This is a genomic window from Streptomyces sp. NPDC052107 (assembly GCF_040680215.1).
Taxonomy (GTDB): Bacteria; Actinomycetota; Actinomycetes; order Streptomycetales; family Streptomycetaceae; genus Streptomyces.
This window is the reverse complement of sequence record NZ_JBFAWG010000006.1, coordinates 78,868-102,540: the sequence shown is the minus strand read 5'-3', so window position 1 is coordinate 102,540 and position 23,673 is coordinate 78,868. Positions and strand designations below refer to the sequence as shown.

Annotated in this window: 18 protein-coding genes and 2 tRNA genes; 4 read left to right on the top strand and 16 right to left on the bottom strand. The window is 72.1% G+C overall.

All coding sequences use genetic code 11. From position 1 onward, the window contains the following. Positions 1 to 148: 148 nt before the first annotated feature. From AB0M27_RS08645 to AB0M27_RS08635, 3 genes are all read right to left on the bottom strand, one after another. The gene (locus AB0M27_RS08645; protein WP_365719361.1) at positions 149 to 523 is read right to left on the bottom strand and encodes a type II toxin-antitoxin system death-on-curing family toxin; all 375 of its coding nucleotides are present in this window, start codon (positions 521 to 523) and stop codon (positions 149 to 151) included. Next, complete coding sequence (locus AB0M27_RS08640) at positions 520 to 720, bottom strand: hypothetical protein (RefSeq protein ID WP_365719359.1); 201 nt, start codon at positions 718 to 720, stop codon at positions 520 to 522. Before AB0M27_RS08640 ends, AB0M27_RS08645 begins: the two co-directional genes overlap by 4 nt. 74 nt (positions 721 to 794) lie before the next feature. Next, a complete protein-coding gene (locus AB0M27_RS08635; protein ID WP_365719357.1) occupies positions 795 to 2,228 on the bottom strand; it encodes an MFS transporter in 1,434 nt (477 codons plus the stop codon). A gap of 178 nt (positions 2,229 to 2,406) precedes the next feature. On the opposite strand from AB0M27_RS08635, the gene AB0M27_RS08630 reads away from it, so the two are divergent. From AB0M27_RS08630 to AB0M27_RS08620, 3 genes are all read left to right on the top strand, one after another. Next, positions 2,407 to 2,504, top strand: a tRNA-OTHER gene (locus AB0M27_RS08630). A 17-nt stretch (positions 2,505 to 2,521) separates the two neighbouring features. After that, a tRNA-Cys gene (locus AB0M27_RS08625) sits at positions 2,522 to 2,593 on the top strand. A 282-nt stretch (positions 2,594 to 2,875) separates the two neighbouring features. After that, positions 2,876 to 5,002, top strand: a complete 2,127-nt coding sequence (locus tag AB0M27_RS08620) for a VCBS repeat-containing protein (RefSeq protein WP_365719355.1) — start codon at positions 2,876 to 2,878, stop codon at positions 5,000 to 5,002. A 25-nt stretch (positions 5,003 to 5,027) separates the two neighbouring features. Here the strand turns inward: AB0M27_RS08620 and AB0M27_RS08615 are convergent, their stop codons facing one another. From AB0M27_RS08615 to AB0M27_RS08585, 7 genes are all read right to left on the bottom strand, one after another. After that, entirely contained in the window at positions 5,028 to 6,188 is a 1,161-nt protein-coding gene (locus AB0M27_RS08615) for an SUKH-4 family immunity protein (RefSeq protein WP_365719353.1), read from the bottom strand. A gap of 178 nt (positions 6,189 to 6,366) precedes the next feature. Beyond that, a complete protein-coding gene (locus AB0M27_RS08610) occupies positions 6,367 to 8,676 on the bottom strand; it encodes a molybdopterin cofactor-binding domain-containing protein (RefSeq protein WP_365719351.1) in 2,310 nt (769 codons plus the stop codon). Beyond that, on the bottom strand, positions 8,673 to 10,643 hold the full coding sequence (locus tag AB0M27_RS08605; RefSeq protein WP_365719349.1) for a 2Fe-2S iron-sulfur cluster-binding protein: 1,971 nt from the start codon (positions 10,641 to 10,643) through the stop codon (positions 8,673 to 8,675). Before AB0M27_RS08605 ends, AB0M27_RS08610 begins: the two co-directional genes overlap by 4 nt. Then, positions 10,640 to 11,533 carry an FAD binding domain-containing protein gene (locus AB0M27_RS08600; RefSeq protein WP_365719347.1) on the bottom strand — a complete coding sequence of 298 codons (894 nt, stop codon included), beginning with the start codon at positions 11,531 to 11,533 and terminating at the stop codon, positions 10,640 to 10,642. Before AB0M27_RS08600 ends, AB0M27_RS08605 begins: the two co-directional genes overlap by 4 nt. 258 nt (positions 11,534 to 11,791) lie before the next feature. Then, positions 11,792 to 13,459, bottom strand: coding sequence for a beta-N-acetylhexosaminidase (locus AB0M27_RS08595; RefSeq protein ID WP_365719345.1), 1,668 nt, complete (start codon positions 13,457 to 13,459; stop codon positions 11,792 to 11,794). 171 nt (positions 13,460 to 13,630) lie between these two features. Then, positions 13,631 to 13,909, bottom strand: coding sequence for a DUF3039 domain-containing protein (locus tag AB0M27_RS08590; RefSeq protein ID WP_143638399.1), 279 nt, complete (start codon positions 13,907 to 13,909; stop codon positions 13,631 to 13,633). 29 nt (positions 13,910 to 13,938) lie between these two features. Then, on the bottom strand, positions 13,939 to 14,511 hold the full coding sequence (locus AB0M27_RS08585) for a YqgE/AlgH family protein (protein WP_365719343.1): 573 nt from the start codon (positions 14,509 to 14,511) through the stop codon (positions 13,939 to 13,941). A 331-nt stretch (positions 14,512 to 14,842) separates the two neighbouring features. Here AB0M27_RS08585 and murA point away from each other — a divergent pair, with 331 nt between their 5' ends. Next, positions 14,843 to 16,183, top strand: a complete 1,341-nt coding sequence (gene murA, locus AB0M27_RS08580) for a UDP-N-acetylglucosamine 1-carboxyvinyltransferase (protein ID WP_365719341.1) — start codon at positions 14,843 to 14,845, stop codon at positions 16,181 to 16,183. A gap of 135 nt (positions 16,184 to 16,318) precedes the next feature. Here murA and AB0M27_RS08575 read toward each other — a convergent pair whose 3' ends face one another. The 6 genes from AB0M27_RS08575 to AB0M27_RS08550 all read right to left on the bottom strand — a co-directional run bounded on the left by AB0M27_RS08575 (position 16,319) and on the right by AB0M27_RS08550 (position 23,589). After that, a complete protein-coding gene (locus AB0M27_RS08575) occupies positions 16,319 to 16,600 on the bottom strand; it encodes an HU family DNA-binding protein (protein WP_023550134.1) in 282 nt (93 codons plus the stop codon). Positions 16,601 to 16,946: 346 nt separating this feature from the next. Next, positions 16,947 to 18,362 (bottom strand): NAD-dependent malic enzyme, encoded by a 1,416-nt coding sequence (locus AB0M27_RS08570; RefSeq protein WP_365719339.1) that lies wholly within the window; start codon positions 18,360 to 18,362, stop codon positions 16,947 to 16,949. A gap of 389 nt (positions 18,363 to 18,751) precedes the next feature. After that, the gene (locus tag AB0M27_RS08565) at positions 18,752 to 21,127 is read right to left on the bottom strand and encodes a UvrD-helicase domain-containing protein (protein ID WP_365719337.1); all 2,376 of its coding nucleotides are present in this window, start codon (positions 21,125 to 21,127) and stop codon (positions 18,752 to 18,754) included. A gap of 236 nt (positions 21,128 to 21,363) precedes the next feature. Further along, the gene (locus tag AB0M27_RS08560) at positions 21,364 to 22,131 is read right to left on the bottom strand and encodes a zf-HC2 domain-containing protein (protein WP_365719335.1); all 768 of its coding nucleotides are present in this window, start codon (positions 22,129 to 22,131) and stop codon (positions 21,364 to 21,366) included. Positions 22,132 to 22,193: 62 nt separating this feature from the next. Then, a complete protein-coding gene (locus AB0M27_RS08555; protein ID WP_030167252.1) occupies positions 22,194 to 22,778 on the bottom strand; it encodes a sigma-70 family RNA polymerase sigma factor in 585 nt (194 codons plus the stop codon). Positions 22,779 to 22,995: 217 nt separating this feature from the next. Beyond that, positions 22,996 to 23,589, bottom strand: coding sequence for an ABATE domain-containing protein (locus AB0M27_RS08550; protein WP_365719333.1), 594 nt, complete (start codon positions 23,587 to 23,589; stop codon positions 22,996 to 22,998). Positions 23,590 to 23,673 lie beyond the last annotated feature (84 nt).

The window sequence follows — 23,673 nt, the reverse complement described above, 5'->3', positions numbered from 1 at the left end:
GAATTCAGGGGCCGCGCGCAGCGCGTCCGTTAGGGCGGTGGTGGGTGACGGGCGGGATCGGCTACGTATGACAACCGGGCCACCCTACCGGCGCCCCGACGGTGTCAACGCGCGAACGAGGCCGGGTCGCCCGTGGGTGGGAGCCACGTCACAACTGCCGCAGCCGCCCCGCGATCACGCCGACATCACCGAGGTCCCCGGAGGCCACATCGATGACCAGGTCGTACGCGGTGTCCTGGTCGGCGTCGGCGAGATCCACACCGTTGACGGCGAGGAAGGCGGCGGTTGCGAGCCACGCGGTGCGCTTGTTGCCGTCGACCAGGGGGTGGTTGGCGGCGAGGGCGTGCAGCAGGGCGGCGGCCTGCTCGTACAGGTCCTCGTAGGCGGCCGTACCGAACATCCGGGCCCGCGGCCGGTGCACGGCGGAGGCCAGCAGCCCCGGCTCGCGTGCCTCGGGCGGCCGGCCGCCGAAGGCGATCTCGGCGATGGCGGTGACCTCGGCGACGGTGAGGTGGCGGCTCATTCGCCCAGCCTCCGCAGCAGCTCGGCGTGACTGCGCGCGAGACGCTCGGCCTGGGTGCGGACGACCGCCTGCTCCTCGTGCAGATACCGGTGTACGGCCGCCAGGACGACCTCGTCGGTCCGGCGGCCGGAGGCGTCGGCGAGGTCGTCCAGGGCCTGCCGGGTGGCGACGTCGAGGGAGAGGGTCAGCTCGGGCATGGGGGAAGGCTAGGGTGCGAGAGGCCGCTCGGCGACCGACTTTCGCCAGGTCATCGCGCCCTCACGTGCCCACGTCAGCGTGCCCTCAGCCGTGTCGTCACCCAGGCCCCCACCAGCGCCACCCCCGTCATCGGCAGGAAGACGGCGGCGAAGGCGGCGGGGTGGGTGCCGTCGGTGGCCGTGGCCGTGGTGGCCGCCGTGCTGCCGCCGCCCAGGGCCGCGAAGGCCGCGCCGGCCGCGGCGAGGAGGACGACGTTGGAGAGGGCGTCGGAGATCTGGAGGGCGGCGGAGTTGGCGCCGGCCTCCTCCGGGGCGGACAGCTTCAGCAGGAGCACGCTGGTGGAGGAGATCACCAGGCCCATGCCGAAGCAGCCGAAGCCCCAGGCGACGGCGACTGTCCAGACAGGCACGGAGTGCAGGAGCACGCTGGGCGCGGCCGTGATCGCGGCGGCGACGAGCACCATGCCGCCGGTCATCAGCCGCTCCCGGTACGGCTGCATGCGTGGCCGGGACTGCATCCAGGAGCCCAGCGCCCAACTGCCGCCGCCCGCCGCCAGCGAGAGCCCGGCGAGCATCGGCGACAGGCCGCGCTGGGTGACCAGCATCAGCGGCACGAAGGACTCGGCGGCGATGAAGGAACCGGCGGACAGACCGCGCAGCAGCACGACGGAGGGCAGACCGCGGGCCGCCCGGTAGGTGCCGCGCGGGAGGAGACCGAGGACGGCGGGAACGAGCAGGGCGGCGCCGGCGAGCCCCGGGAGCAGGGACAGGGGGCGCAGGTCCTGGGCGGCGTACTGCAGCAGGCCGGCGCCGAGGGAGATGCCGAGGGCGAGCCGGATCCGCCGCCGGTCGAAGGCGAGGGCGCCGGCCTCCTCGTCCACCGGGCCCGCCGCCCTCCGCCGTATCTGCGGCAGTGCGAGGGCGAGCGGGAAGACGACGAGGACCGGGATGCCGAGGAAGACCCAGCGCCAGCCGAGGTGCTCGGTGACGGCGCCGGAGGCGAGCGGGCCGACGATGGACGGTACGACCCAGCCCGCCGCGAACGCCGCCATGATCGCGGGCCGCAGCCGCTCGGGGTAGGCGCGGCCGACGACGACGTACAGCGCGACGATGACCAGTCCCCCGCCGAGCCCCTGCACGGCCCGCCCGAGGATGAACACCCACATGACCTGCGCGGTCCCGGCGACGACCAGCCCCGCGGCGAAGGCCCCGATCCCCGTGGTCAGCGCCCCGAGCGGCCCCCGCCGGTCGGACCACTGCCCGGCCAGCACCATGCCGAACAGGCTGGTCGTGAAGTACCCGGAGAAGGCGAACGCGTACAGGGCCACGCCGTCCAACTCCCGCGCCGCGACCGGCATCGCGGTGCCGACGGCGGTCGCCTCGAAGGCGATCAGCAGCACGACGGACACGATCCCGACGCTGAGCGCCCGGTAGGCCCGGCCCAGCACACCGTCGCCCTGCTCGACGGGCTCCACGACATCGGCGTCACGCGACTCAAGGGCACTCATGGCCGACAGAGTAAGGCCCACAGCACGGTTTGACCCCTGTCCTCGGTCCCGCCCGCCCTGCGACCTTGGTCGTACGCCTCCGGGCCGTTCATGAACGCCGTGTGGCAGTCGCATTGCAGCCCCGACGTTCGCCTTGAGCCCGTGGAGCACCTCGCCATAACGTCATTCCCACGAACACGGCCGTGTGCCCGAGTGGTTCAGGGGCTCGCCCGCGCAGCATCCATCAGCGAGCTCCGCTCGCGGGGAGTTACGCGGGTCCGACTCCCACCACGGCCGAGACGACAACAGAACACGGCCGTGTGCCCGAGTGGTTCAGGGGCTCGCCTGCAAAGCGAGTTACGTGGGTTCGAATCCCGCCACGGCCTCTGGTGCTTTGACCAGGCAAAACCAAAAGATCGGCTGTGGGAGCAGGGCTCGGCCGGGCCGAGTGGCGTGGCTGGAGCCGGTGCACCGCCGACTGCCCGTTCACAAGGCGAATCGCGTGGTTCGATTGCCGGCGCGGCCGGCGAGCGATGACCGGTCCTCGCTCTGCCAGCTCCCCGATCTTGGCTGATATACGCTGCCTTTACTTTCATCGCAGCCATGCCCGGGGGGGCTTACACATGCTGATGCGGTCTCGCGTGCTCTGGGGGAGCGCGCTCTTTTCCGTGGTCTTGGTAGGGGTCGGCGCGCCCGGTGCGGTCGCGACGCCGGCGGCGGTCACCGGTGCCGCCGTTTCCGTCGGGGTCGGGCCGTGGGCCGGGGCGAAGGAGTTGGCCGGGGTCAGCCGGGTGGTCGAACTGGAGTCGGCCCGGAACGGGACGCTGGCGGGGCTCTTCGTGCAGGGGGGCAAGACGGTGCTCTCGGTCAGGCCCGCGGGCAGCGCCGCCTGGGGATCGACGGATGCGGCGCCGGGGGCCACGCTGCGGCGGACGGACGACGGGGCGCTCGCGCTGCTGTGGTGGGTGCCGGGGACGGGCGGCGGGCCCAGCACGCTGCGGATGTCCCGGCTGGCTCCCGACGGCACCGCCTTCGGTCCGGCCGAGGACGTCGCGACGGGTACGCCCGCGAGCGTCGGGGTCGACCGGCGGACGCCGGTGACCACCATCGCCGCCAACTCCGCGGGCAGGCAGGTCGTCGCCTGGATGGACGCCGACCGTCGGCTGACGGTCGTGGAGCGTTCCGGCCTGCGGTCCGCCTGGTCCGCGCCGGCGGGCCTCGATCGGCTCCCGGACCCGATCGTCCGGCCCGACCACACCTACGACTACACGCTGCGGGACCTGCGTCTCGCCGTGGCCACCGACGGGTCCGTGGGCTTGGTGTGGGGCGGGGACAGCTACTACACGGGTGACGGGGTGGACCCGGATCCGACGGCTTACCAGTGGCACTACCGCTTCCTGGAGAAGCCCGCGGGGGCCGGTTCCTGGACGGCGCCACGTGCCCTGGCGCAGCTGGGCGACAAGCCTCGGCTGGTCACGCTGGCCGCCGATCCGCAGGGCGGCTTCCAGTTGCTGGCCGGTGGCACCTACGCCCGCAAGGCGGCCGGTGCCGCGGACTGGGGTGCCGGCCAGAGTACCGGAATCGAGGCGGGCCCGTCCGCCCCGGCCACGTTGCTGACCGCCGCGAACGGCGATGTCACCGCGGTCGGTTGGCAGGGCGGCGGCCCCGCCGTCGCCACCCGTCTCGCGTCCCGGGGCAGCTGGGGTGCCGCGCAGCAGCTGACCCGTTACGCCGAGGACGGCCCGGTCGGCAGCACGCAGACCGCGAACGGCTCGGTGGTCGTCACCTACACGCAGAAGCGGTTCGTCTCCAGCCGTACGGTCCGCCGGGACTTCGTCGCCCAGACCGTGGCGGGCGGCAGCGTGTCGAAGCCGCGCACCCTCAGCTCCCAGAAGGACGGCACGACCAGCGCGGGCCTGGTGGCCACCGATGACAAGGGGCGCCCGGTGGCGGTCTGGACGCAGTCCGCCGACGACGGCTCCTCGCGCATCTCGTACACCGCGACCACGGCGAGCCGGACCCTGCCCAAGTGGCACGACTACTCCGACGGCACCCGCGCGGACCTCGTGGGCATCGGCAAGGGCGACACGATGAACCTGCTCACGCAGGACTCCGCCAATCCGCTGGTCACCTATCAGACGCGCCCCTGGGCGGACACGACCCGCGTCGTGCCGTTCGGGGACTTCGACGGCGACCGCTGCAACGACCTCGTCGTACGGCTGCCCGGCGGCGAGACCCGGCTCTACACGCCGGTCTGCGGCGGACTGCCCACGCCCGACTCCGCGTACCGGCGCCTGGCCCGGGACTGGAGCGGCTACGACACGCTGCTCTCCAGCGGCGACCAGACCGGCGACGGCCGCCCCGACCTGCTGGCCCGAGACGCCCGCACCGGCGATCTGTACCTGTACGCGCACAACGGGACGGACGGCTTCCTGGCCCGCAAGAAGATCCGCTCCGCATGGACCGGCTACAAGCGGGTCATCGGTGCCGGCGATCTCAACGGCGACGGCATCGGCGACGTGCTCGCGCTCGACAAGTCGGGTGAACTCTGGCGCTACAACGGCGTCCGCGGCGGCACCCTCGAGGACCGCGTCCTGGTCTTCAAGGACTGGGGCGGCTCCTACCAGGACGCCGTGGGCGCCGGTGACGTCAACGGCGACGGCCGCGGCGACCTGGTCTCCCGCGACACCTCGAACCGGCTGTGGCTCAACGTGGGCACCGGCACCGGCACCTTCAAGAGCCGCGTCCAGGCCGGTGACGCGACCTACTGGAAGAGCTGGGCGTCCCTCGGCTGAGCGTGGTGCGGGCGGGCGGGCCGGGTCACAGGACCCCGCCCGCCTCGTCCTGGAACAGTTCCGTCCAGTAGTGCCAGTCGGTGCCGGGCGCCGTGCCCGTGGGGTCGACGGACGACAGGGTGTGGATCATCGCCGCGGCCAGCTGGTCGTACGCCTCCGTCGTCAGTTCGTTGGCGAGGTGTTCGTCGATGGTGCGTTCGTGGTGCAGGAGCCAGAGTGTGAAGGCGAGGGTTGAGACGTCGGTGTTGAGGGGGTAGAGCGTGGCCTCCGGCTCGCTGAAGGTCAGCACCGCGCCCGTTCTGCCGTCGACCACCAGGCTGATGTCCTCGATGAGGTGACCCAGGCGGATCAAGTGGTCGGCGTGGGCGGGGAGTTCGTCGAGGGGGTAGTCGCCCGCGTACTCATCGGTGAAGTACTCCCGGAGCGTCGGCAGCGGGACGTCCGTGTCGGCGTGGAAGAGGACCGCCTCCTCCGGCAGGCCGGTCTCGCGCAGGAAGCGCCGGGTCGGCTCGTGCGTGAGGGGCGGGGGGAAGTCGACGTCTTCGAAGCGGGTCACCCTGCCGTGCCCGAACTCCTGGTCCAGGACGCGCGCGGGGACGTCCAGGGTGAGGCCGGAGGCGGTGCCGGGGCCGGCGACGAGGGCGAGCGGGCGGATCAGGGCCGCCACCTTCCAGTACGGCGAAACCTCGCCGTCCGCGCCCTCCTCGAAGAGGGAGAGCAGGCGGCGGGTCGCCTCGGCGACCGTCCTGGGGCCGTACTGACCCGCGAGGGACGCGAAACGGCCGCGCAGGCCCGCCAGTTCCTCGGTGACCGCGGCGAAGCGCAGCAGCGTGGCCAGGGAGGGCGCGAAGGGGCGGGGCTCGGACGGGGCGAACAGGTACACCGTCGTCAGCTCGCCGGTGCCGCCGTCGAGCAGGATCGACTCGCGCTCCATGCTCGCCGGGTTGAGCAGTTCGCCTATCACCAGCCGGTCCCGCAGCTCGTCCGCCACCCGGAACGGGCCGTCCGCGGCGTCGGCGAGCGTGCGCAGACCGTGCCTGCGCAGCGGGGAGAAGGTCAACAGGTCGGTGTCCGCGGGCAGTCCGCTGCCGCCGAGCAGGCCGCGCGTCGGCCCGTGCGTGACATAACGGTCCAGGTCCGCCTCGGTCAGTGTGATCGCCGGAACCCCGGCATCGGTCGTGCTCATCGCTCCCCCGCGATCTTCCCCGTGCCCCACCTGCGTCCGTGAGCGCGACTGCCCCCACTGCTTGCGCAGCCTACGCCGCCCCACTGACAACGGCCCTCACCAGGAAGGACGTCGGCCGAGCCGGGTGCGTTGCGCACCGACGCGGATCGTCACCGCCGTGGGGCGAGCCTCCGGGTGCTCACTGGCCCGTCACCACCGCCGCCTGCGGCCGGATCGGGAGCCGGTTGACCGGGCGGCCGGTGGCCGCGCGGACCGCGGAGGCGATCGCGGCCGGTGCCGTCACGACCGGGACCGCGCTGACGGACTTGGCGCCGAAGGGGGCGACCACGTCCCGTTCCTCGACCAGTTTGACGATCCGGATGTCCGGGGCGTCCAGCGCGGTCGGGAGGGCGTATCCGGTCAGGTCGGGGTGGCGGATCAGGCCACGCGGGGTGCGCAGGTTCTCGGTGAGCGCGATGCCTACGCCCTGGGTCACGCCCGCCTCGATACGGGCGGCCAGCTGGGTGGGGTTGAGGATCCGGCCCACGTCCTGGGCGACCGCCAGCTCCACCACCCGCACCGAGCCCAGCTCGATGTCGACGTCCACCACCGCGCGGATCGCGCAGAAGGCCAGGCCCACGAAGGCGTCGCCCTGGCCGGAGGCGTTCAGCGGCTCGGTCGGGTGCGGGCGGCACTGGGCCGTGGCCCACAGCTCCTTGCCGTCCATCGCCTCCGTGACGGTGGTCGACAGCACACCGTCGTACGACGTGATCTTGCCGTCGGTGATCTGGAGCAGCTCCGTGGACATGCCGAACTTGTGGGCGAGCGGCTGCAGGAGCTGGGTGCGGACCATCTTCGCCGCGCGCTCCACCGCGCCGCCCGACACCCACGTGTGCCGGCCCCGGCAGCCCGCGCCGGCCGACGGCTGGTCGGTGTCGACCGGCGCCACGTGGACTTCCTCGATGCCGAGGGTCTCCTGGACGATCTGCCGGGCCAGGGTGGTGAAGCCCTGGCCGGTCTCCACGGCGGCGCACAGGACGGTCGCGACTCCGTCGTGGACCTTGACCGTCGCCGTGGACACCTCGTCGGCGCCCTCCGCGCCGAGCATGTGCACCATGCCCAGGCCGTAGCCGACGCCCCGGCGTACCGCGCCCGGTTCGCCCGCGCCCTCGGGGCCGCCGGGCAGCAGCCACTCCTCCTCGGGCGTGTCCTTGGGCAGGGCGGGCAGCGGGAAGTCCTGCACGGCCTGCAGGAGTTCGGCGACCGGCGCCGGGCAGGTCACCGTCTGGCCGATCGGGAGGACGTCACCGGTCGCGAGGGCGTTGCGCAGGCGCAGCTCGGCCGGGTCCAGGCCCAGTTTCTTCGCCAGCTTGTCCATCTGCGCCTCGTAGGCCGCGCACACCTGCATCGCGCCCTCGCCGCGCACATGGCCGGAGGGGGGGTTGTTGGTGCGGACGGCCCAGCCCTCGATGAAGGCGTTCGGGACGACGTACGGGCCGCATGCGAAGGAGACGGCGGCGGCCAGCGCGTCGGAGGAGGTGTCGGCGTACGCGCCCGCGTCCAGCAGGATCTGCGCCTCCACCTTAACCAACTTGCCCTCGGCGTCGGCGTGGTGGCGGTACCGGAGAAGCGTCGGATGACGGTGGGCGTGACCGAGGAAGGACTCCTCGCGGGTCGCCGTGAGCTTCACCGGGCAGCCGGTCCTCAGGGCGAGCAGGCCGAGCGGGAGCTGGAAGCCCTGGTCCTCGCGGTCGGCGGTGGCCCCCGGCACCCCGGTGACGACGATCTTCACCCGATCCGGGGACAGGCCGTAGCAGGCCGCGGCGGTGTTGCGGTCGGTGTGCGGGTCGGTGGAGGCCAGGTACAGCTCCACGCCGCCGTCGGGGCGCGGCACGGCGAGGCCGGCCTCGGCGCCGATCGGGGCCGGGTCCTGGCGCCCTATGCGGTACTGACCCTCGACGACGACCTCGCCGACCGCCGACGGGTCGCCGTGGTGCAGCGGGATGTGCCGGATCAGGTTGCCGTCGGGGTGCAGCGGCTCGGCCTCGAAGGCCTGTTCGGGGTCGATGACCGGGTCGAGTACTTCGTACTCGACGATGACGGCCGCCGCGGCCATCCGCGCGGTGTCCGGATGGTCGGCGGCGACGGCCGCGATGGGCTCGCCGTGGTGCCGTACGACCTCGGAGGCGAACACCGGCCGGTCGGGGGTGCCCCGGCCGTGGCGCGGGGTGCCGGGCACGTCCTCGTGCGTGACGACGGCCCGTACGCCGGGCATCTCGCGCGCGTGGCTGGTGTCGATGGACACGATGCGCGCGTGCGCGTGCGGGGAGCGCAGCACGGCCGCCCACAGCAGGCCCTCGGCCCACAGGTCGGCCGCGTACGGGAAGGTGCCCTCGGTCTTGGCCCGGGCGTCGGCGTGCGGCAGGGAGGCGCCGAGACCGTGCGGCAACGCCTCGGCCTCGGGGGCGGGTTCCGCGGCGGTGGTCGCCGTGGCGGCTTCGTTGCTCACGCCTGGCCTCCGTCCTGGCCGTAGTGCGGGTCCTGCGGTCCCGGCGTGCCGTGCGGCGGTGTGCCGTACGGGTCGGGCGTGCCGTACGGCGGCGTGTCGCCGTAGCCGCCGGGAGCGGCACGCGGGGTGTCGAACGCGCCGGGCGCCTCGAACGCCGACGGGTTGACCCCGCCGGAGCCGGGGCCCGCCTGGTGCGGAATACGGGCCTCGTCCGCGTCCGTCTCGACGTCGGCGGCATGCGACGCCTCGCGTTCGGCGACGACCTCCTTGACGGCCTCCACAACGCCCCGATAGCCGGAGCAGCGGCACAGGTTGCCGCACAGCGCCTGCCGGGTCTCCAGCTCGGTCGGCGCGGGGTTGCCCTCCAGCAGGTCGTGCACGGTCATCGCCACGCCGGGCACGCAGAAACCGCACTGCACGGCACCGCACCGGGCGAGCGCGCGCTGCACGTCGGAGGGCTGTCCGTCCACGGCCAGGCCCTCGACCGTACGCACCTCGCTGCCGGCCGCGGTGACCGCCGGGACCAGGCAGGAGGCGACCAGCCGGCCGTCGACCTGGACGTTGCAGGCCCCGCACTCGCCCTGCGAGCAGCCGTCCTTGGCGCCCGCGAGCCCGAGCCGCTCCCGCAGGACGTACAGCAGCGACTCGCCGATCCAGGCGTCGGTGACGGGCCGGTCGACGCCGTTGACGCGCAGGACGTAGGAGGCCGACGGGTGGTCGTCGTGCGGCGGGAGGGGCGCGGTGTGCTCCGCGGGTCCCTCGGCTTCCTGAGGCCTGGGCGCGGTGTCCTCGGTGGCGCCCTCGCCGTCCGCCCCGGGTGCGGCTGCTGCGGCGGCCTCGGTCGCGTCGGCGGCGTGCTCCGGTACGGGTGCTGAGGCCGGGGTCCGCGGTGCCGCTTGGTCGGCCGTGGCCGGGCTGGTGGGCGTCGTGCGGGCTGTGGCTGCCTGCGGGGCTCCGGTGGGGGCCACGGGACCTTCGTGGTCTGCCGGGCCGCCAGCGGGGCGCTCAGGGGCCGCCGCGGGGCCGTGGCCGTCCGTGTCCGGTCGTCGTCCCGCCGTCGGCTCGGCCCGCTGCTCCGGGAACCCGGTCGGGACGCCTCGCTGCGCCGGCTCCGCGGACTCGCCGAACTCTTCGAAATCGCCGAACTCAGCAGGCTCGACGGACTCGCCGAACCGGCCGGGGTGGTCGGCCTCGAAGCGGCCGGCCCCGACGTGCGCCTCAGCGGACTCGGACTGCCGGCCGTCACCGTGACCGGCTTCACCGACCCCCGACTCGTCCCGAGCGGCCGTGGGATGGCCGGACCGCCCCTGCCCGTACCGCCCGTCCGGTGCGGGTGCGTACCCCGGCGCGCCCGGACCGCCCGCCGGGTGTGCGTCGGTGTGGTCGGGCAGGCCGGTGTGGCCGGTGTCGGCGGGCCGGTCCCAGGAGCGGGCCGCGTCCTCCGTCGCCCAGGGCGCGGGCGCGCCGCCGGGCAGGGTGGCCGGCGGGGTGCCGCCACCCCACTGCTCGACCAGCGAGGACGCGGTGAACTCGCCCGATTCGTCCTGAAGATCACCACCGGCGACCGGGATCGACCACTGCCCGGTGACGTCGTGTCCGGGCGCGGCCGGCGCCGCGGGCTCCTCGAAGGTCCAGTGCTGGGTCGCGCCGGGGTTGTAGGTGAACCGGTCGTCGGCGGTCTGCGTCCGGGGCGTGGCGTTCGGGTCGGGCCACTCGGCGCCGCCGGCGGGCGCGGTCCAGGTGCCGGTCGCGGCGGGGTCGCCGGTGCCGGGGGCGACCGCTATCCGCGGCGGCACATAGCCGTGTCCCGGCGCGGCCAGCGGACTGTCGCCGGACAGCAGGGCGTCGATGCCGCCTTCGGGGAGCTTGACGAAGGCGGTGGCGCCGTCGTCGTAGTCGCCCTGGGGCAGCGGGTCCCAGCGTGCGCCGCCCTGGGGCGTGCCCTGTCCGTGCTGGTCGTCGGTCACGACAGCGCCCTCCCCAGTGCTCGTCGGGCCAGTGCGGCGACGGTGCGCCGCAGGTGCAGTACGGCGGGCGGAAGTGCGGGCACCGAGCCGTCGGGCTCCGGTGCCGGGTCCGGGATGCAGGCCGCGGCGACGTACTCGCCGAAGGCGTTCAGGGCCTCCGGGACGAGCGCGCGGTCGTTGTCCCAGTCGATCAGCTGCGCGACCCACTGCTCGGCCTCCAGGGGCCTGAGCGGCATCGGCGCTATGGCACCGACGGCGCACCGCACTCCGCGCCGGGCGGGGTCGAGGACCAGGGCCACGGAGGCCAGCGCACGACCCGGGCCGGTGCGTCCGGTCGCCTTGAGGAAGACCTGCGGGGCGTGCAGCAGCGGCACGCGCACGTAGCCGACGAGTTCGCCGCCGCGCAGCATCTCCATGCCGGCCAGCAGGTGTGACACCGGGATCTCCCGGCGGGCTCCGCCCGGGCCCGCGATGATCAGCGTCGCCTCCAGGGCGGCCAGCACCGGCAGCGCGTCCCCGGTGGGGGCGGCCGAGGCGATGTTGCCGCCCAGGGTGCCCGCGTTGCGGATGTGCGGCGGGCCCGCGGCGCGCGCGGCGGCGGCGAGGGCCGGGATCAGGGCCGCGAAGTCGGGGCGGCCCATGCGCGCGTGCGTGAGGCCCGCGCCGAGCAGCGCGTGGCCGTCCTGGTACTGCCAGCCGCGGATCTCGCTGATCCGCCCGAGACCCACCAGGGCGGCGGGCCTGAGCTGGCCCGAGTTGACGGCGGCCATCAGGTCGGTGCCGCCCGCGACGGGCACGGCGGCGGGCATGGCCGCGAGGGCCGCCACGGCCTCGTCCAGCGTCGTGGGTAGCGTGACGGCCTGCTCCGCCTGCGGTGCGTGCGTGGTCAAACCGGCTGCCCCTTCCCGCTGCCCCACCTGGTCCCACCTGTGTGGCCGTACGGTACGTGCTCACAGGGCGGACGTGGCAACTCTGGCACATCTTCGCAAGTGCCGAAGACGGGGGTCCCTTAGGAGGCATTCGCCCACCTCATCGCGGAGATGGTCCGTTTTTGCACGGCATTGCCGGTGCGCGTCGATTGACACTCTTCGGTGACCCTTGGCGCGGTTTTCCAGCACTTGTTCGGGACGGCCGCCTGAACAGGGCGGTCACTTGTTCGGCGGCGATCCCTCGATCGGGCGACCGGACACACCGGGGCGCTTCTGCCACGGCCGGGGCCCGGTGGGCGGCCGGTAGGCCACGCCGAGGGCGTCAAGTCGCGCGTAATGGGCGGTCATACGGCGTTCGAAGCCGGCGAAGTCCCGTTCCGCGGGGGCGGGCAGCCGGCTCCAGGCCACCTCGGCGAAGGCCGCGAGCCGGGGGAAGGTCTGGTAGTCCACGCGCGCGCTGTCCTCCAGCACCTCGGTCCAGACGTTGGCCTGAGTGCCCAGCACATGCCGGGCCTCCGCCTCGGTGAGCCCGTCCGGGACGGGTTCGAACCGGTAGACGTCCTCCAGGGTCCGCACGAATCCGATCGGCACCGGTTCGTCCTCGCCCGGGGCCTGACGGTGGTCCAGATACACGTACTGCTCCGGGCACATGACGACGTCATGGCCGGCCCGCGCGGCCGCGATCCCACCGCCGTAACCGCGCCAGGACGACACCGCCGCGCCCTTGGCGAGCCCGCCCTCCAAAATTTCGTCCCAGCCGATGAGCCTGCGTCCGCGCGCGGCGAGCCAGGCGTCGAAATGGCCGATGAACCACGACTGCAGCTCGTCCTCGTCGGCGAGGGAGAGGTCCGCGATCCGGGTCTTGGCGGTCACCGACTCGGACCACTGCTCCTTGCGGCATTCGTCGCCGCCGACATGGATGAACTGCGCGGGGAACAGCTCCAGGACCTCTTCGAACACCCCCTCGTAGAAGCGCAGGGTGGTGTCGGTGGGGGCGAGTACGTTGGCGGCGATCCCCCAGTTGTCCCAGACGGTGAGGGCGGTGGTGTCGATGACGTCGGTGTTACCGAGTTCCGGGTACGCGGCGATCGCGGCCTGCGAATGGCCGGGTACGTCGATTTCCGGGACGACGGTGATATGCCGCTCGGCGGCATAGGCGACGATCTCCCGGATGTCGTCCTGGGTGTAGTAACCCCCGTGCGGTTTCTCCTCCCACAGCGGGGAGGCCCGGTGACCGAATTTCGACCGTGCCCGCCAGGAGGCGGTTTCGATCAGCTTCGGATACCGCTTGATCTCGATCCGCCAGCCCTGGTCGTCGGTCAGATGGAAATGGAAGACGTTGAGTTTGTGCGCGGCCATCAGGTCGAGATACCGCAGCACGCCTTCCTTGGGCATGAAGTGCCGTGCCACGTCCAGGAGAAGACCGCGCCAGTGGAAGCGGGGGGCGTCGCGGACGGTGACGGCCGGAACCTCCCACTCGGTACGGCCGGTCACGGGGGCGCGTCGGAAGGCCTCCGGGCCGAGCAGCTGGCGGAAGGTCTGCGCGCCCCAGAAAAGGCCGGCCTCGCTCGCGCCGTCGATGCGGATCAGATAGCCGTCGGCGGACAGCTGGTAGGCCTCGGGGCTGCCGAGTTCGTCCTCGAGCGAGGGGGCGATCCGCAACAGGACGCGGGAGCCGCCGTCGCGGTGCGGGGCCAGCGGCAGCCCGGTCGCCGCGCCGACGGTCGCCCGCAGCCAGCGCGCGACCCGCTCGGTGCCCTCGCCGGCGTCGATCTCGGTGCCCGCGTCGATGACGAATCCGGTGCCACCACCGGGCAGCGAGGCCGAAACGCTGGGCGCGGGAATCAGCGCCACATCAGGTTCCGGGAAGAGGGGTGTGTCGCTCATGTCGCCGTCGCACCTCCGCGCCTGCGTTGCACTGAGTGCAACGACCGTTCCGCTACGCACAACCCCGACGGAGGCTACAGGTCTCGACCACTCCTGACCAGAGAACACGAAAACCCCCGGCACGCGCGCACCGCACACGCACCGGGGGACCTCACGAACCCGGACGGACGCCTACTTGTCGCCGCCCTTGTCGTCGCCGCCGCTGCCCATGGATTCGTAGATCTCCTTGCACATGGGGCACACGGGGTACTTCTTCGGGTCGCGGCCCGGCACCCAGACCTTGCCGCACAGCGCCACGACGGGGGTGCCGTCGAGGGCGCTCGCCATGATCTTGTCCTTCTGGACGTAGTGGGCGAAGCGCTCGTGGTCACCGTCGCCGTGGGACACCTGTGGCGTCGGCTCTACGAGGGTCCCCGTACCAGTCCCGCGCTCGGGCTCAAGAGTGCTCATACCGCCCAGGGTACTGAAGCGCACAGGTATCAGTTGAGCGAAGGGTCGTCCGGATACGTGGCCACCATCGCCAGCTCGTTGCGCTGGCGGCGCAGCACCTCGCGCCACAGTCGCTCCGGGGCCGGTGAGGAGACGTCCCCGGGCTCCGACTCGACCACGTACCAGGCACCCTCGACCAGCTCGTCCTCCAGTTGGCCGGGGCCCCAGCCGGCGTATCCGGCGAAGATCCTCAGGGACCCGAGGGCCGAGGCGAGCAGCTCCGGCGGGGCCTCCAGGTCGACCAGGCCGATCGCCCCGTGCACCCGGCGCCAGCCCAGCGGGGCGAGGTCGCCGTTCGTACCGCCCGGGATGACCGCGACGCCGAGCGCCGAGTCCAGCGAGACGGGCCCGCCCTGGAAGACCACACCGGGCTCGCCGGTGAGATCGGCCCAGCCTTCCAGGATGTCGCTCACGTCCACCGGGGTGGGGCGGTTGAGGACGACACCGAGGGAGCCCTCCTCGTCGTGGTCGAGAAGCAGCACCACAGCGCGGTCGAAGTTCGGGTCCGCCAGGGCGGGAGTGGCCACGAGCAGCCGCCCTGTGAGCGAGGACACCTCGGTCATGCCAGACATGATCCCGCATCTTCCCCTTCGGTGGGGAGCCAATCCGGGTGCGGGAGTGAACGCAGCTCGAATCAGGAGGTGCGGCCCGTCAGGGCCTCGTTCGAGGGTGGTGGCGGGAGACGGCTGGGCGCACGGAAGCGCCCCGGGCGCACGCCCGAGCCGGTGACCCCATGTGCCCGATAGCGCACGGTTCGTGTTGTGACACAGCTATGACGCGACTGGGCGGTCCTTGGGCTTACGGACGGGGGGTGATCGGCGATTACCCTGTCTTCCCGGCCCCCGCGCACAGTGATCGGCCGGCCCCTGCCCAACTCATCGGAACGCGAGATACATGACCGTCAACGACGATGTCCTGCTTGTCCACGGCGGAACCCCGCTGGAGGGCGAGATCCGTGTCCGCGGTGCGAAGAACCTCGTACCGAAGGCCATGGTCGCCGCCCTCCTGGGCAGCGCGCCGAGCCGTCTGCGCAACGTTCCCGACATCCGTGACGTGCGGGTCGTCCGCGGCCTGCTGCAGCTGCACGGCGTGACGGTCCGGCCGGGCGAGGAACCCGGGGAGCTGGTGCTCGACCCGACGCACGTCGAGAGCGCCAACGTGGCTGACATCGATGCCCACGCGGGCTCCAGCCGTATCCCGATCCTCTTCTGCGGCCCGCTGCTGCACCGCATCGGCCACGCGTTCATCCCCGGCCTCGGCGGCTGTGACATCGGCGGCCGGCCCATCGACTTCCACTTCGACGTGCTGCGGCAGTTCGGCGCGGTCATCGAGAAGCGCGCGGACGGGCAGTACCTGGAGGCTCCGAAGGGCCTGCGGGGTACGAAGATCCGACTGCCGTACCCGTCCGTCGGCGCGACCGAGCAGGTGCTGCTGACGGCCGTACTCGCCGAGGGCGTGACGGAGTTGTCCAACGCGGCCGTCGAGCCGGAGATCGAGGACCTCATCTGCGTGCTGCAGAAGATGGGCGCGATCATCGCGATGGACACCGACCGCACCATCCGCATCACCGGTGTGGACAAGCTCGGCGGCTACACCCACCGCGCCCTCCCGGACCGCCTGGAGGCCGCGTCCTGGGCTTCCGCCGCGCTCGCGACCAGCGGCAACATCTACGTCCGCGGCGCCCAGCAGCGCTCGATGATGACGTTCCTGAACACCTACCGGAAGGTGGGCGGCGCCTTCGAGATCGACGACGAGGGCATCCGTTTCTGGCACCCCGGTGGCCAGTTGAAGTCCATCGCGCTGGAGACGGACGTACATCCCGGTTTCCAGACCGACTGGCAGCAGCCGCTGGTGGTGGCGCTGACCCAGGCCACGGGCCTGTCCATCATCCACGAGACGGTCTACGAGTCCCGGCTGGGCTTCACGTCCGCGCTGAACCAGATGGGCGCGCACATCCAGCTCTACCGCGAGTGCCTGGGCGGCTCCGACTGCCGGTTCGGCCAGCGCAACTTCCTGCACTCCGCGGTCGTCTCCGGCCCCACCAAGCTCCAGGGCGCCGACCTGGTCATCCCCGACCTGCGCGGCGGCTTCTCGTACCTCATCGCGGCCCTGGCGGCCGAGGGCACGTCCCGCGTCCACGGCATCGAGCTGATCAACCGCGGCTACGAGAACTTCATGGAGAAGCTCGTCGAGCTCGGCGCGAAGGTGGAACTGCCGGGCAAGGCGCTCGGCTGACGGGTTCCCGCGTCGTGCGACGAAGGGGCGGCCCTCCGGTGAAGGAGGGCCGCCCCTTTGGCGTCATCGTGCGTCTTGACGGCATCGTGCGTCAGAACGCACCGTACGTCGTCCCGTGACGTACGAACGACAAGGTCACTTGCCCTTGGCGGCTTCCTTGAGCTTGCTGCCCGCGGTGACCTTCACGCTGTAGCCGGCGGGGATGTTGATCGGCTCGCCGGTCTGCGGGTTACGCGCGGTGCGAGCGGCACGGTGGGTGCGCTCGAAGGTCAGGAAGCCGGGGATGGTGACCTTCTCGTCGCCCTTGGCGACGATCTCGCCGACGGTCTCGGCGAACGCGGCCAGCACGGCGTCGGCGTCCTTGCGGGTCACCTCGGCGCGGTCGGCCAGCGCGGCCACCAGCTCACTGCGGTTCATGTTGTTACTCCCGTGTTTTCTTGCCGTTGGGGTGTGCCACGCGGCGGATCCGCCCGAGGCACTGCGATGCCGATGCGCTCGCGCCCAGGGACGCATCCTGCCCCTACCTGCGGCGGTAAAGCCAATCCGGCACCCGTAGGAGTCGTGAGAACACCCTGGGGAGTCACACGAAAAGCGCCCGCTCGGCGTCACCCTAGAGGGCGCCCGGCATCAGCTGGTTCCACGACGCGCCGATGCGGGGGCCGTCGTGGTGATCCTCACAGCCCCTGCACAGTACGGCACGGCGTCACCGGGACGTCGCCCGGCCGCCGCTCCGCCGTCACCCGGCGGAGCGACGTGGAGAATGCTAGGCCGTCGCGCCCGCCGCCTTCGCGGCCTCGCGGACCGCGCCGGCGACGGCGCCCGCGACCTTGTCGTTGAAGACGCTCGGAATGATGTAGTTCGGGTTCAGCTCGTCCTGGCTGACCACGTCGGCGAGGGCCTTCGCGGCGGCCAGCATCATCTCGGTGTTGACGGTGCGGGACTGGGCGTCCAGCAGGCCGCGGAAGACGCCCGGGAAGACCAGCACGTTGTTGATCTGGTTCGGGAAGTCGGAGCGGCCGGTGGCCACAACGCCCGCCGTCTGGCGGGCGATTGCCGGGTCCACCTCGGGGTCGGGGTTCGCGAGCGCGAACACGATCGCGCCGTCGGCCATGGCGGCCACGTCGTCGCCGTCGAGCACGTTCGGGGCGGAGACGCCGATGAACACGTCGGCGCCGCGCACGGCCTCCTTGAGGGTGCCGGTGAGGCCCTCGGGGTTGGTGTTGTCGGCGATCCAGCGCAGCGGCGAGTCGGCCGGGGCGTTCACCAGGTCCTCGCGACCGGAGTGGACGACGCCGTGGATGTCGGCGACGACGGCGTTCTTCACGCCCGCGGCGAGCAGCAGCTTGAGGATGGCCGTACCGGCGGCGCCGGCGCCGGACATCACGACCCGGATGTTCTCGATCGCCTTGTCCGTGACGCGAAGTGCGTTGGTCAGCGCGGCGAGAACGACGATCGCGGTGCCGTGCTGGTCGTCGTGGAAGACGGGGATGTCGAGGGCCTCGCGCAGCCGGGCCTCGATCTCGAAGCAGCGCGGCGCGGAGATGTCCTCCAGGTTGATGCCGGCGAACCCGGGGGCGATCGCCTTGACGATCTCCACGATCGCGTCGGTGTCCTGGGTGTCCAGGCAGATCGGCCAGGCGTCGATGCCGGCGAAGCGCTTGAAGAGAGCCGCCTTGCCCTCCATGACGGGCAGCGCGGCCTTGGGGCCGATGTTGCCGAGGCCCAGCACGGCGGAGCCGTCCGTCACGACCGCAACGGAGTTGCGCTTGATCGTGAGGCGGCGGGCGTCCTCGGGGTTCTCGGCGATCGCCATGCAGACGCGGGCCACACCCGGTGTGTAGACCATGGACAGGTCGTCACGGTTGCGGATGGGGTGCTTCGACGCCATCTCGATCTTGCCGCCGAGGTGCATCAGGAACGTACGGTCCGAGACCTTGCCGAGGGTGACGCCCTCGATGCCGCGCAGCTTCTCGACGATCTCCTCGGCGTGCGCGGTGGAGGTGGCCGCGATGGTGACGTCGATGCGGAGCTTCTCGTGGCCGGACGCGGTGACGTCGAGGCCGGTCACCGAGCCTCCGGAGGACTCCACCGCGGTGGTGAGCTGCGAGACGGCGGTTCCGCTCGCGGGCACCTCCAGCCGGATGGTCATCGAGTAGGAGACGCTGGGCGCCGTTGCCATGGCCGACTTCCTCTGCTTTCACCGTGTCGCGAGTTGTGCCGTCCGATCGTCGCACCTACCGCGGAGTACGTGGTAGCCGCCCTGGATTGCGGACGTTTTGTTCATGAGCGGTGCCTGGTTGATGCATGATTTCGGAAAACCACTTCCACCATACGAGAAACAATCAGGTGGGAAAAGGGGCGTACCGGCCAAGGAAAGAGACCCACATCACGTCCGTGATGTGGGTCTCCCTCGCGCTCATGACACCGACCCGCCATGCTCGCCTCGCGGCAAGTGGTCCCTCGCAGGGACAAAGGTTGGGCCCGGGGGCTTGGATCGGGCCGGTGCCACGTCAAGGCTAACAAACCGACGCCCCGGGGCCATTCCCGTACGGGATGTTCACAGGAAACTCAGTCCCGCAGCAGGTCCGGCACCCCGGCCGGGTCCGGCTCGTCCCGCTCCCCCGACACCACCGTCAGCTGCTGGGTGGCCCGGGTCAGCGCCACGTAGAGCACACGCAGGCCGGCCGGCGACTCGTCGGCGATCTCCGCGGGCGAGACGACCACCGTCGCGTCGTACTCCAGGCCCTTGGCCTCCAGGCTGCCGAGCGCGACGACCCGGTCGCCGAGCCCGGCCAGCCAGCGCCGGGCCTCCTCGCGCCGGTTCATGGCGACGACCACGCCGACCGTGCCGTCCACCTGGTCCAGCAGCCGCTCCGCCTCGGACCTCACGGTGTCCGCCAACGACTTCCCGACGACCGTGAAGCGCGGCTCGACACCCGTGGACCGGACCGCGCTGGGCGCCTCGGAGCCGGGCATGGCCAGCGCGAGCACCTTGGCGGCCAGCTCGGCGATCTCCGCCGGATTGCGGTAGTTCACGGTGAGCTGGAAGCGGCGCCGGGGCCGGGTGCCGAGGGCCTCGTCGCGGGCCTCGGCCGCCTCGTCCGGGTCGGACCAGGAGGACTGGGCCGGGTCGCCGACCACCGTCCAGGTGGCGTGCCGGCCACGGCGGCCGACCATGCGCCACTGCATCGGCGTGAGGTCCTGCGCCTCGTCCACGATGACGTGCGCGTACTCGATGCGCTCCTGCGCGAGACGCTCGGCCCGCTCCCGCTGCGACTCCTCGCGCACCGGCATCAGCTCCTCCAGCCCGGTGAGCTGGTCCAGCGGGTCGAGGTCGCGCTTCTTCCGCGGCCGGGCCGGGGCCCCGAGGATCGCCTGGAGTTCGTCCAGCATGGCGATGTCGTGCACAGAGTGCCCGTCCCGCTTCAGCGAGCGGGCGACCCTGCGGACCTCGCCGGGGTTGAGGATCCGGCGGGCCCAGCGGCCGAGCCGCCTCTCGTCGGCCATGGCGGCGAGCACGGCCCTCGGAGTCAGCTCGGGCCACCAGGCGTCGAGGAAGGCGAGGAAGGAGTCCTCGGACGTGACGTCCTCGTCGAAGGAGGAACGCAGCTCGGCGGCCAGCTCCGGGTCGGTGTGCCGGGCGGCCGCCCCGGACTTGGCCCACAGGGCGTCCAGCAGCAGCTTGCGGGCACGCGGGCGGAGCAGGTTGACCGGCGCGGTGCCGCCGAGGGCGGTGCGGCGGACGCGTTCCAGCTCCGCCGCCTCCAGCTCGATGCGGCGCCCGAAGGCGACCACGCGGAGCCGGGTGGGCGGACCGTCGAAGGACCGCGGCTCGCCGTCGTCCAGGGCAAGCTGCCCCATCGCGCCGGTGCCCGCCGGTCCCAGTTCCAGGACGCCCCGGGCCGCCTTCCGCAGCACCTTCAGCATCCGGTACGAGCCCTTGGCGCGGGCCACGGACGGGGAGTCGTACAGCGTGGCCTCCGCACCGACGGCGTCCACGGCGAGTGAGCCGATCGCGCGGATCGCGACCTGGCCCTCCTCGCCGAGCGAGGGCAGCACACCCTCGGTGTAGGCCACGAGCAGCGGGGTCGGGGAGACGATCAGGATGCCGCCCGCGTACCGGCGTCTGTCCTGGTAGAGCAGGTAGGCGGCGCGGTGCAGGGCGACGGCGGTCTTGCCGGTGCCCGGGCCGCCCTCCACGTACGTGATCGAGGCGGCGGGGGCGCGGATGACCAGGTCCTGCTCGGCCTGGATGGAGGAGACGATGTCCCGCATGGTGTGGCTGCGGGCCTGGCCGAGGGCGGCCATGAGGGCGCCGTCGCCGATCACGGGCAGCTCGCGGCCGTCGAGGTGGGCGGTCAGCTCGGGCCGCATCAGATCGTCCTCGACGCCCAGCACCCGGCGGCCCTTGGACCGGATCACCCGGCGCCGTACGACACGCCCGGGATCCACCGGAGTGGCCCGGTAGAAGGGCGCGGCGGCGGGCGCCCGCCAGTCGATGACCAGCGGGGCGTAGTCCTCGTCGAGCACGCCGATGCGCCCGATGTGCAGGGTCTCGGCGATGTCGGCGGTGTTGTCGTCGCGTACGGCGCCCTCGGCGGGCTCGACCGCCGTGTAGGCCCCGTCGGGCCCCTTCTTCCCGTCCTTGCCGAGCAGCAGGTCGATCCGCCCGAACAGGAAGTCCTCGAACTCGTTGTTCAGCCGGTTCAGGTGGACGCCGGCACGGAAGACCTGGGCGTCCCGCTCGGCCAGCGCGCCCGGGGTGCCGACCTGGCCGCGCTTGGCCGCGTCGTGCATCAGGAACTCGGCCTCGTGGATCTTCTCCTCGAGCCGCCGGTACACCCGGTCCAGGTGTTCCTGTTCGACGCTGATCTCTCGGTCGCGGACGGAGTCGTGTGCGTCGTGTACCGAGCCGACCGCGGACTGCTGAACCTGAGCGGCCACCGGGCCCCCTTCTGACGTGCTGGGCAGCCGTCAACCGTACGCGAAGGGGGGCCATCAAAGCTACGCGACGGCAGCCCAGGGGCGCGGGGAACTGCGCGACGAGCCCACCGGGTGCGGGCAGCCGACACTCGACCGGAACACGCCGGGACCCGGCGCGGGGGTCTGGAGGCGCAGCCCCCCAGAAGGCGGCATCCCTTGCGCACCACACCCACCCCCGGCCGGGTCCGCCGCAGGTGCTACGCGTCCACTTGCACCAGCTTCTTCCCCTGGAAGGTCACGACCTCGAAGTGGTCGATCTCGTTGGGCTTGAAGGCCGCCGCGCCGCCGATGTAGAGCGGTTTCTTGGACTCCGGCGTCGTCCCGCTCGGGATGCCGTAGCCCCAGTCCGGCACGGACCAGGAGGACATGGTCACGCGCTGCCCGTTCTTCGCGACGAGCACCAGGGAGCACTTCAGCGGGCCCTTGACGTTCTTCAGCTCCAGGACCGCCTGGGTGCCCCACTCCTTCTGTGCCATGCCGACGGTCGCGCTGACCTGGGACGACGGGTCCGTGGCCGACTTCTTCTCGGGCAGGGAGGCGAAGGTGGTCTGGGCGCTGGACGCCTGGACCTGTCCGCCGCCGTCCGAGCCGCCGTTCACCGCCACCGCCGCCAGGGGCCCGGCGATGATCAGCGCGGCCGCCGCCGCGATCATGTAGAAGCTGCGCCGGCGCTTCTGGGCGCGCTTCTCCGCGACCTCGTCGACCAGCTTCTCCACGATCCGCGGGCTGGGCTTGGCGGACAGCGACTCGCCGATCGCGGGGGTGCTGCCGGAGCCCGGCAGGTCCGCGAGCGCGGCCAGCATCGGCTCCATCCCGGCCAGCTCGTCCAGCTGCTGGGCACACCACTCGCAGCCGGCGAGGTGCGCTTCGAAAGCGGTTGCCTCGGCGTCGTCGAGAATCCCGAGGGCGTAGGCGCCGACGGTCTCGTGCTCGCTCGGCACCGAAGATCCCGATTGGGGGCTCATGGGCCCAGACATACCCGGACCACCTGCACCGAATCCCTGCATTCCCCCGTAACCACTGCTCATCACGCCGTCACCCCCCGCTCCTCCAGTGCCAGCTTCATCGATCGCAGGGCGTAGAACACCCGAGACCGCACCGTGCCGCTGGGTATCCCCAGCGTCTCGGCCGCCTCATTGACCGTACGCCCCTTGAAGTACGTCTCGACGAGCACCTCCCGGTGGGCCGGGGTCAGGTCGTCGAGCGCGTCCGACAGCGTCATCAGCCACAGCGCCTTGTCGATCTCGTCCTCCGCGGGGATGACCTCCAGCGGCGACGGATCGACCTCCTGCGGCCGGGCCTGCCGGCTGCGGTGGCCGTCGATGACGATGCGGCGCGCGACCGTCACCAGCCAGGGGCGTACCGAACCGGTCGCCCGATTGAGCTGACCGGCGTTCTTCCAGGCACGGATGAGCGTTTCCTGTACGACGTCCTCGGCGCGCTGCCGATCACCGGCGACCAGCCGCAGGACATACGCGAGCAGGGGTCCGGCGTGCTCTCGATACAGCGCACGCATCAGCTCCTCATCGGGTTCCGAGGGCTGCGAGGACATGCGATGTCGGGCCCTCGATCCACGTTCATTGGCCACGGCCGCATCCTTGCGCACGCCCACCTCCGGTGTCCGGGGGTTCCCCCAGTCGGTCGCTCGCCCACCCGTACGGAAGGAAGTGGCGCGGTGTTCAAACGGAGATGACAGTTTTCTCGTGGGTGACGTGACGAGCGGGACATGCGACCACAATCCCACCATTTGATCTTCACATTTCAGACACATCGTAGGGTGGGGTGCGGGATCACCGTGTACGGCCCAACCAAACCCGGTGTTACGGAAATCACGCCCGCGCGAGCGCGGCCCGCCGCCGGTGCCGGGCCACCCGCTCCCGGTTCCCGCAGACCTCACTGGAACACCACCGCCGGCGCCGCCCCCGGGAGGTGTCCAGGTACACGAGCGGGCAGTTGTCACCCTCGCACTCCCGTACGGCCGCCCGTGCGACGGGGTCGGTGAGCAGCTCCACGGCGTCCCGCGCGACGAGCGCGAGCAGTCCGGCGCAGGCCGGCGGATCGGCCAACTCCCTTGTGAGCACGCCGTCCTCACCGCGTACGGCACGCGGGGCGGGGGTGGAGGCTTGGGCAACCTCGTTGACTCGCCGGAGCGCGCTCTCGCACGACGGCGCGCCCGGCGCGTGCGGGTTGCGCACCAACGTCCCGATGTGGGCGCGCAGTTCCCGGAACCCCACGAGCCAGGAGGCGTCGGCATGACCGAGCGCCGTCCCCACGGGCACGAGTCCCACCCCACCGATCCACGCGCACAACGCCTCGACTCCGTCCAGCCGTTCGGCCGGATGCGTGGTCGCGAGGAGATCGAGACAGATCCGTCCGGCGTCGAACCGCGGCTCGTAGGGGGGTGTGACCGTACCCAGTACCATGCGCCTGTCACCGCCTAGGCAGGAAGCGTGGGGGCTCTTCTCTGTGGGGCTCTTCCCTCACAGTGCCTGCCCGAACGCCCGGCT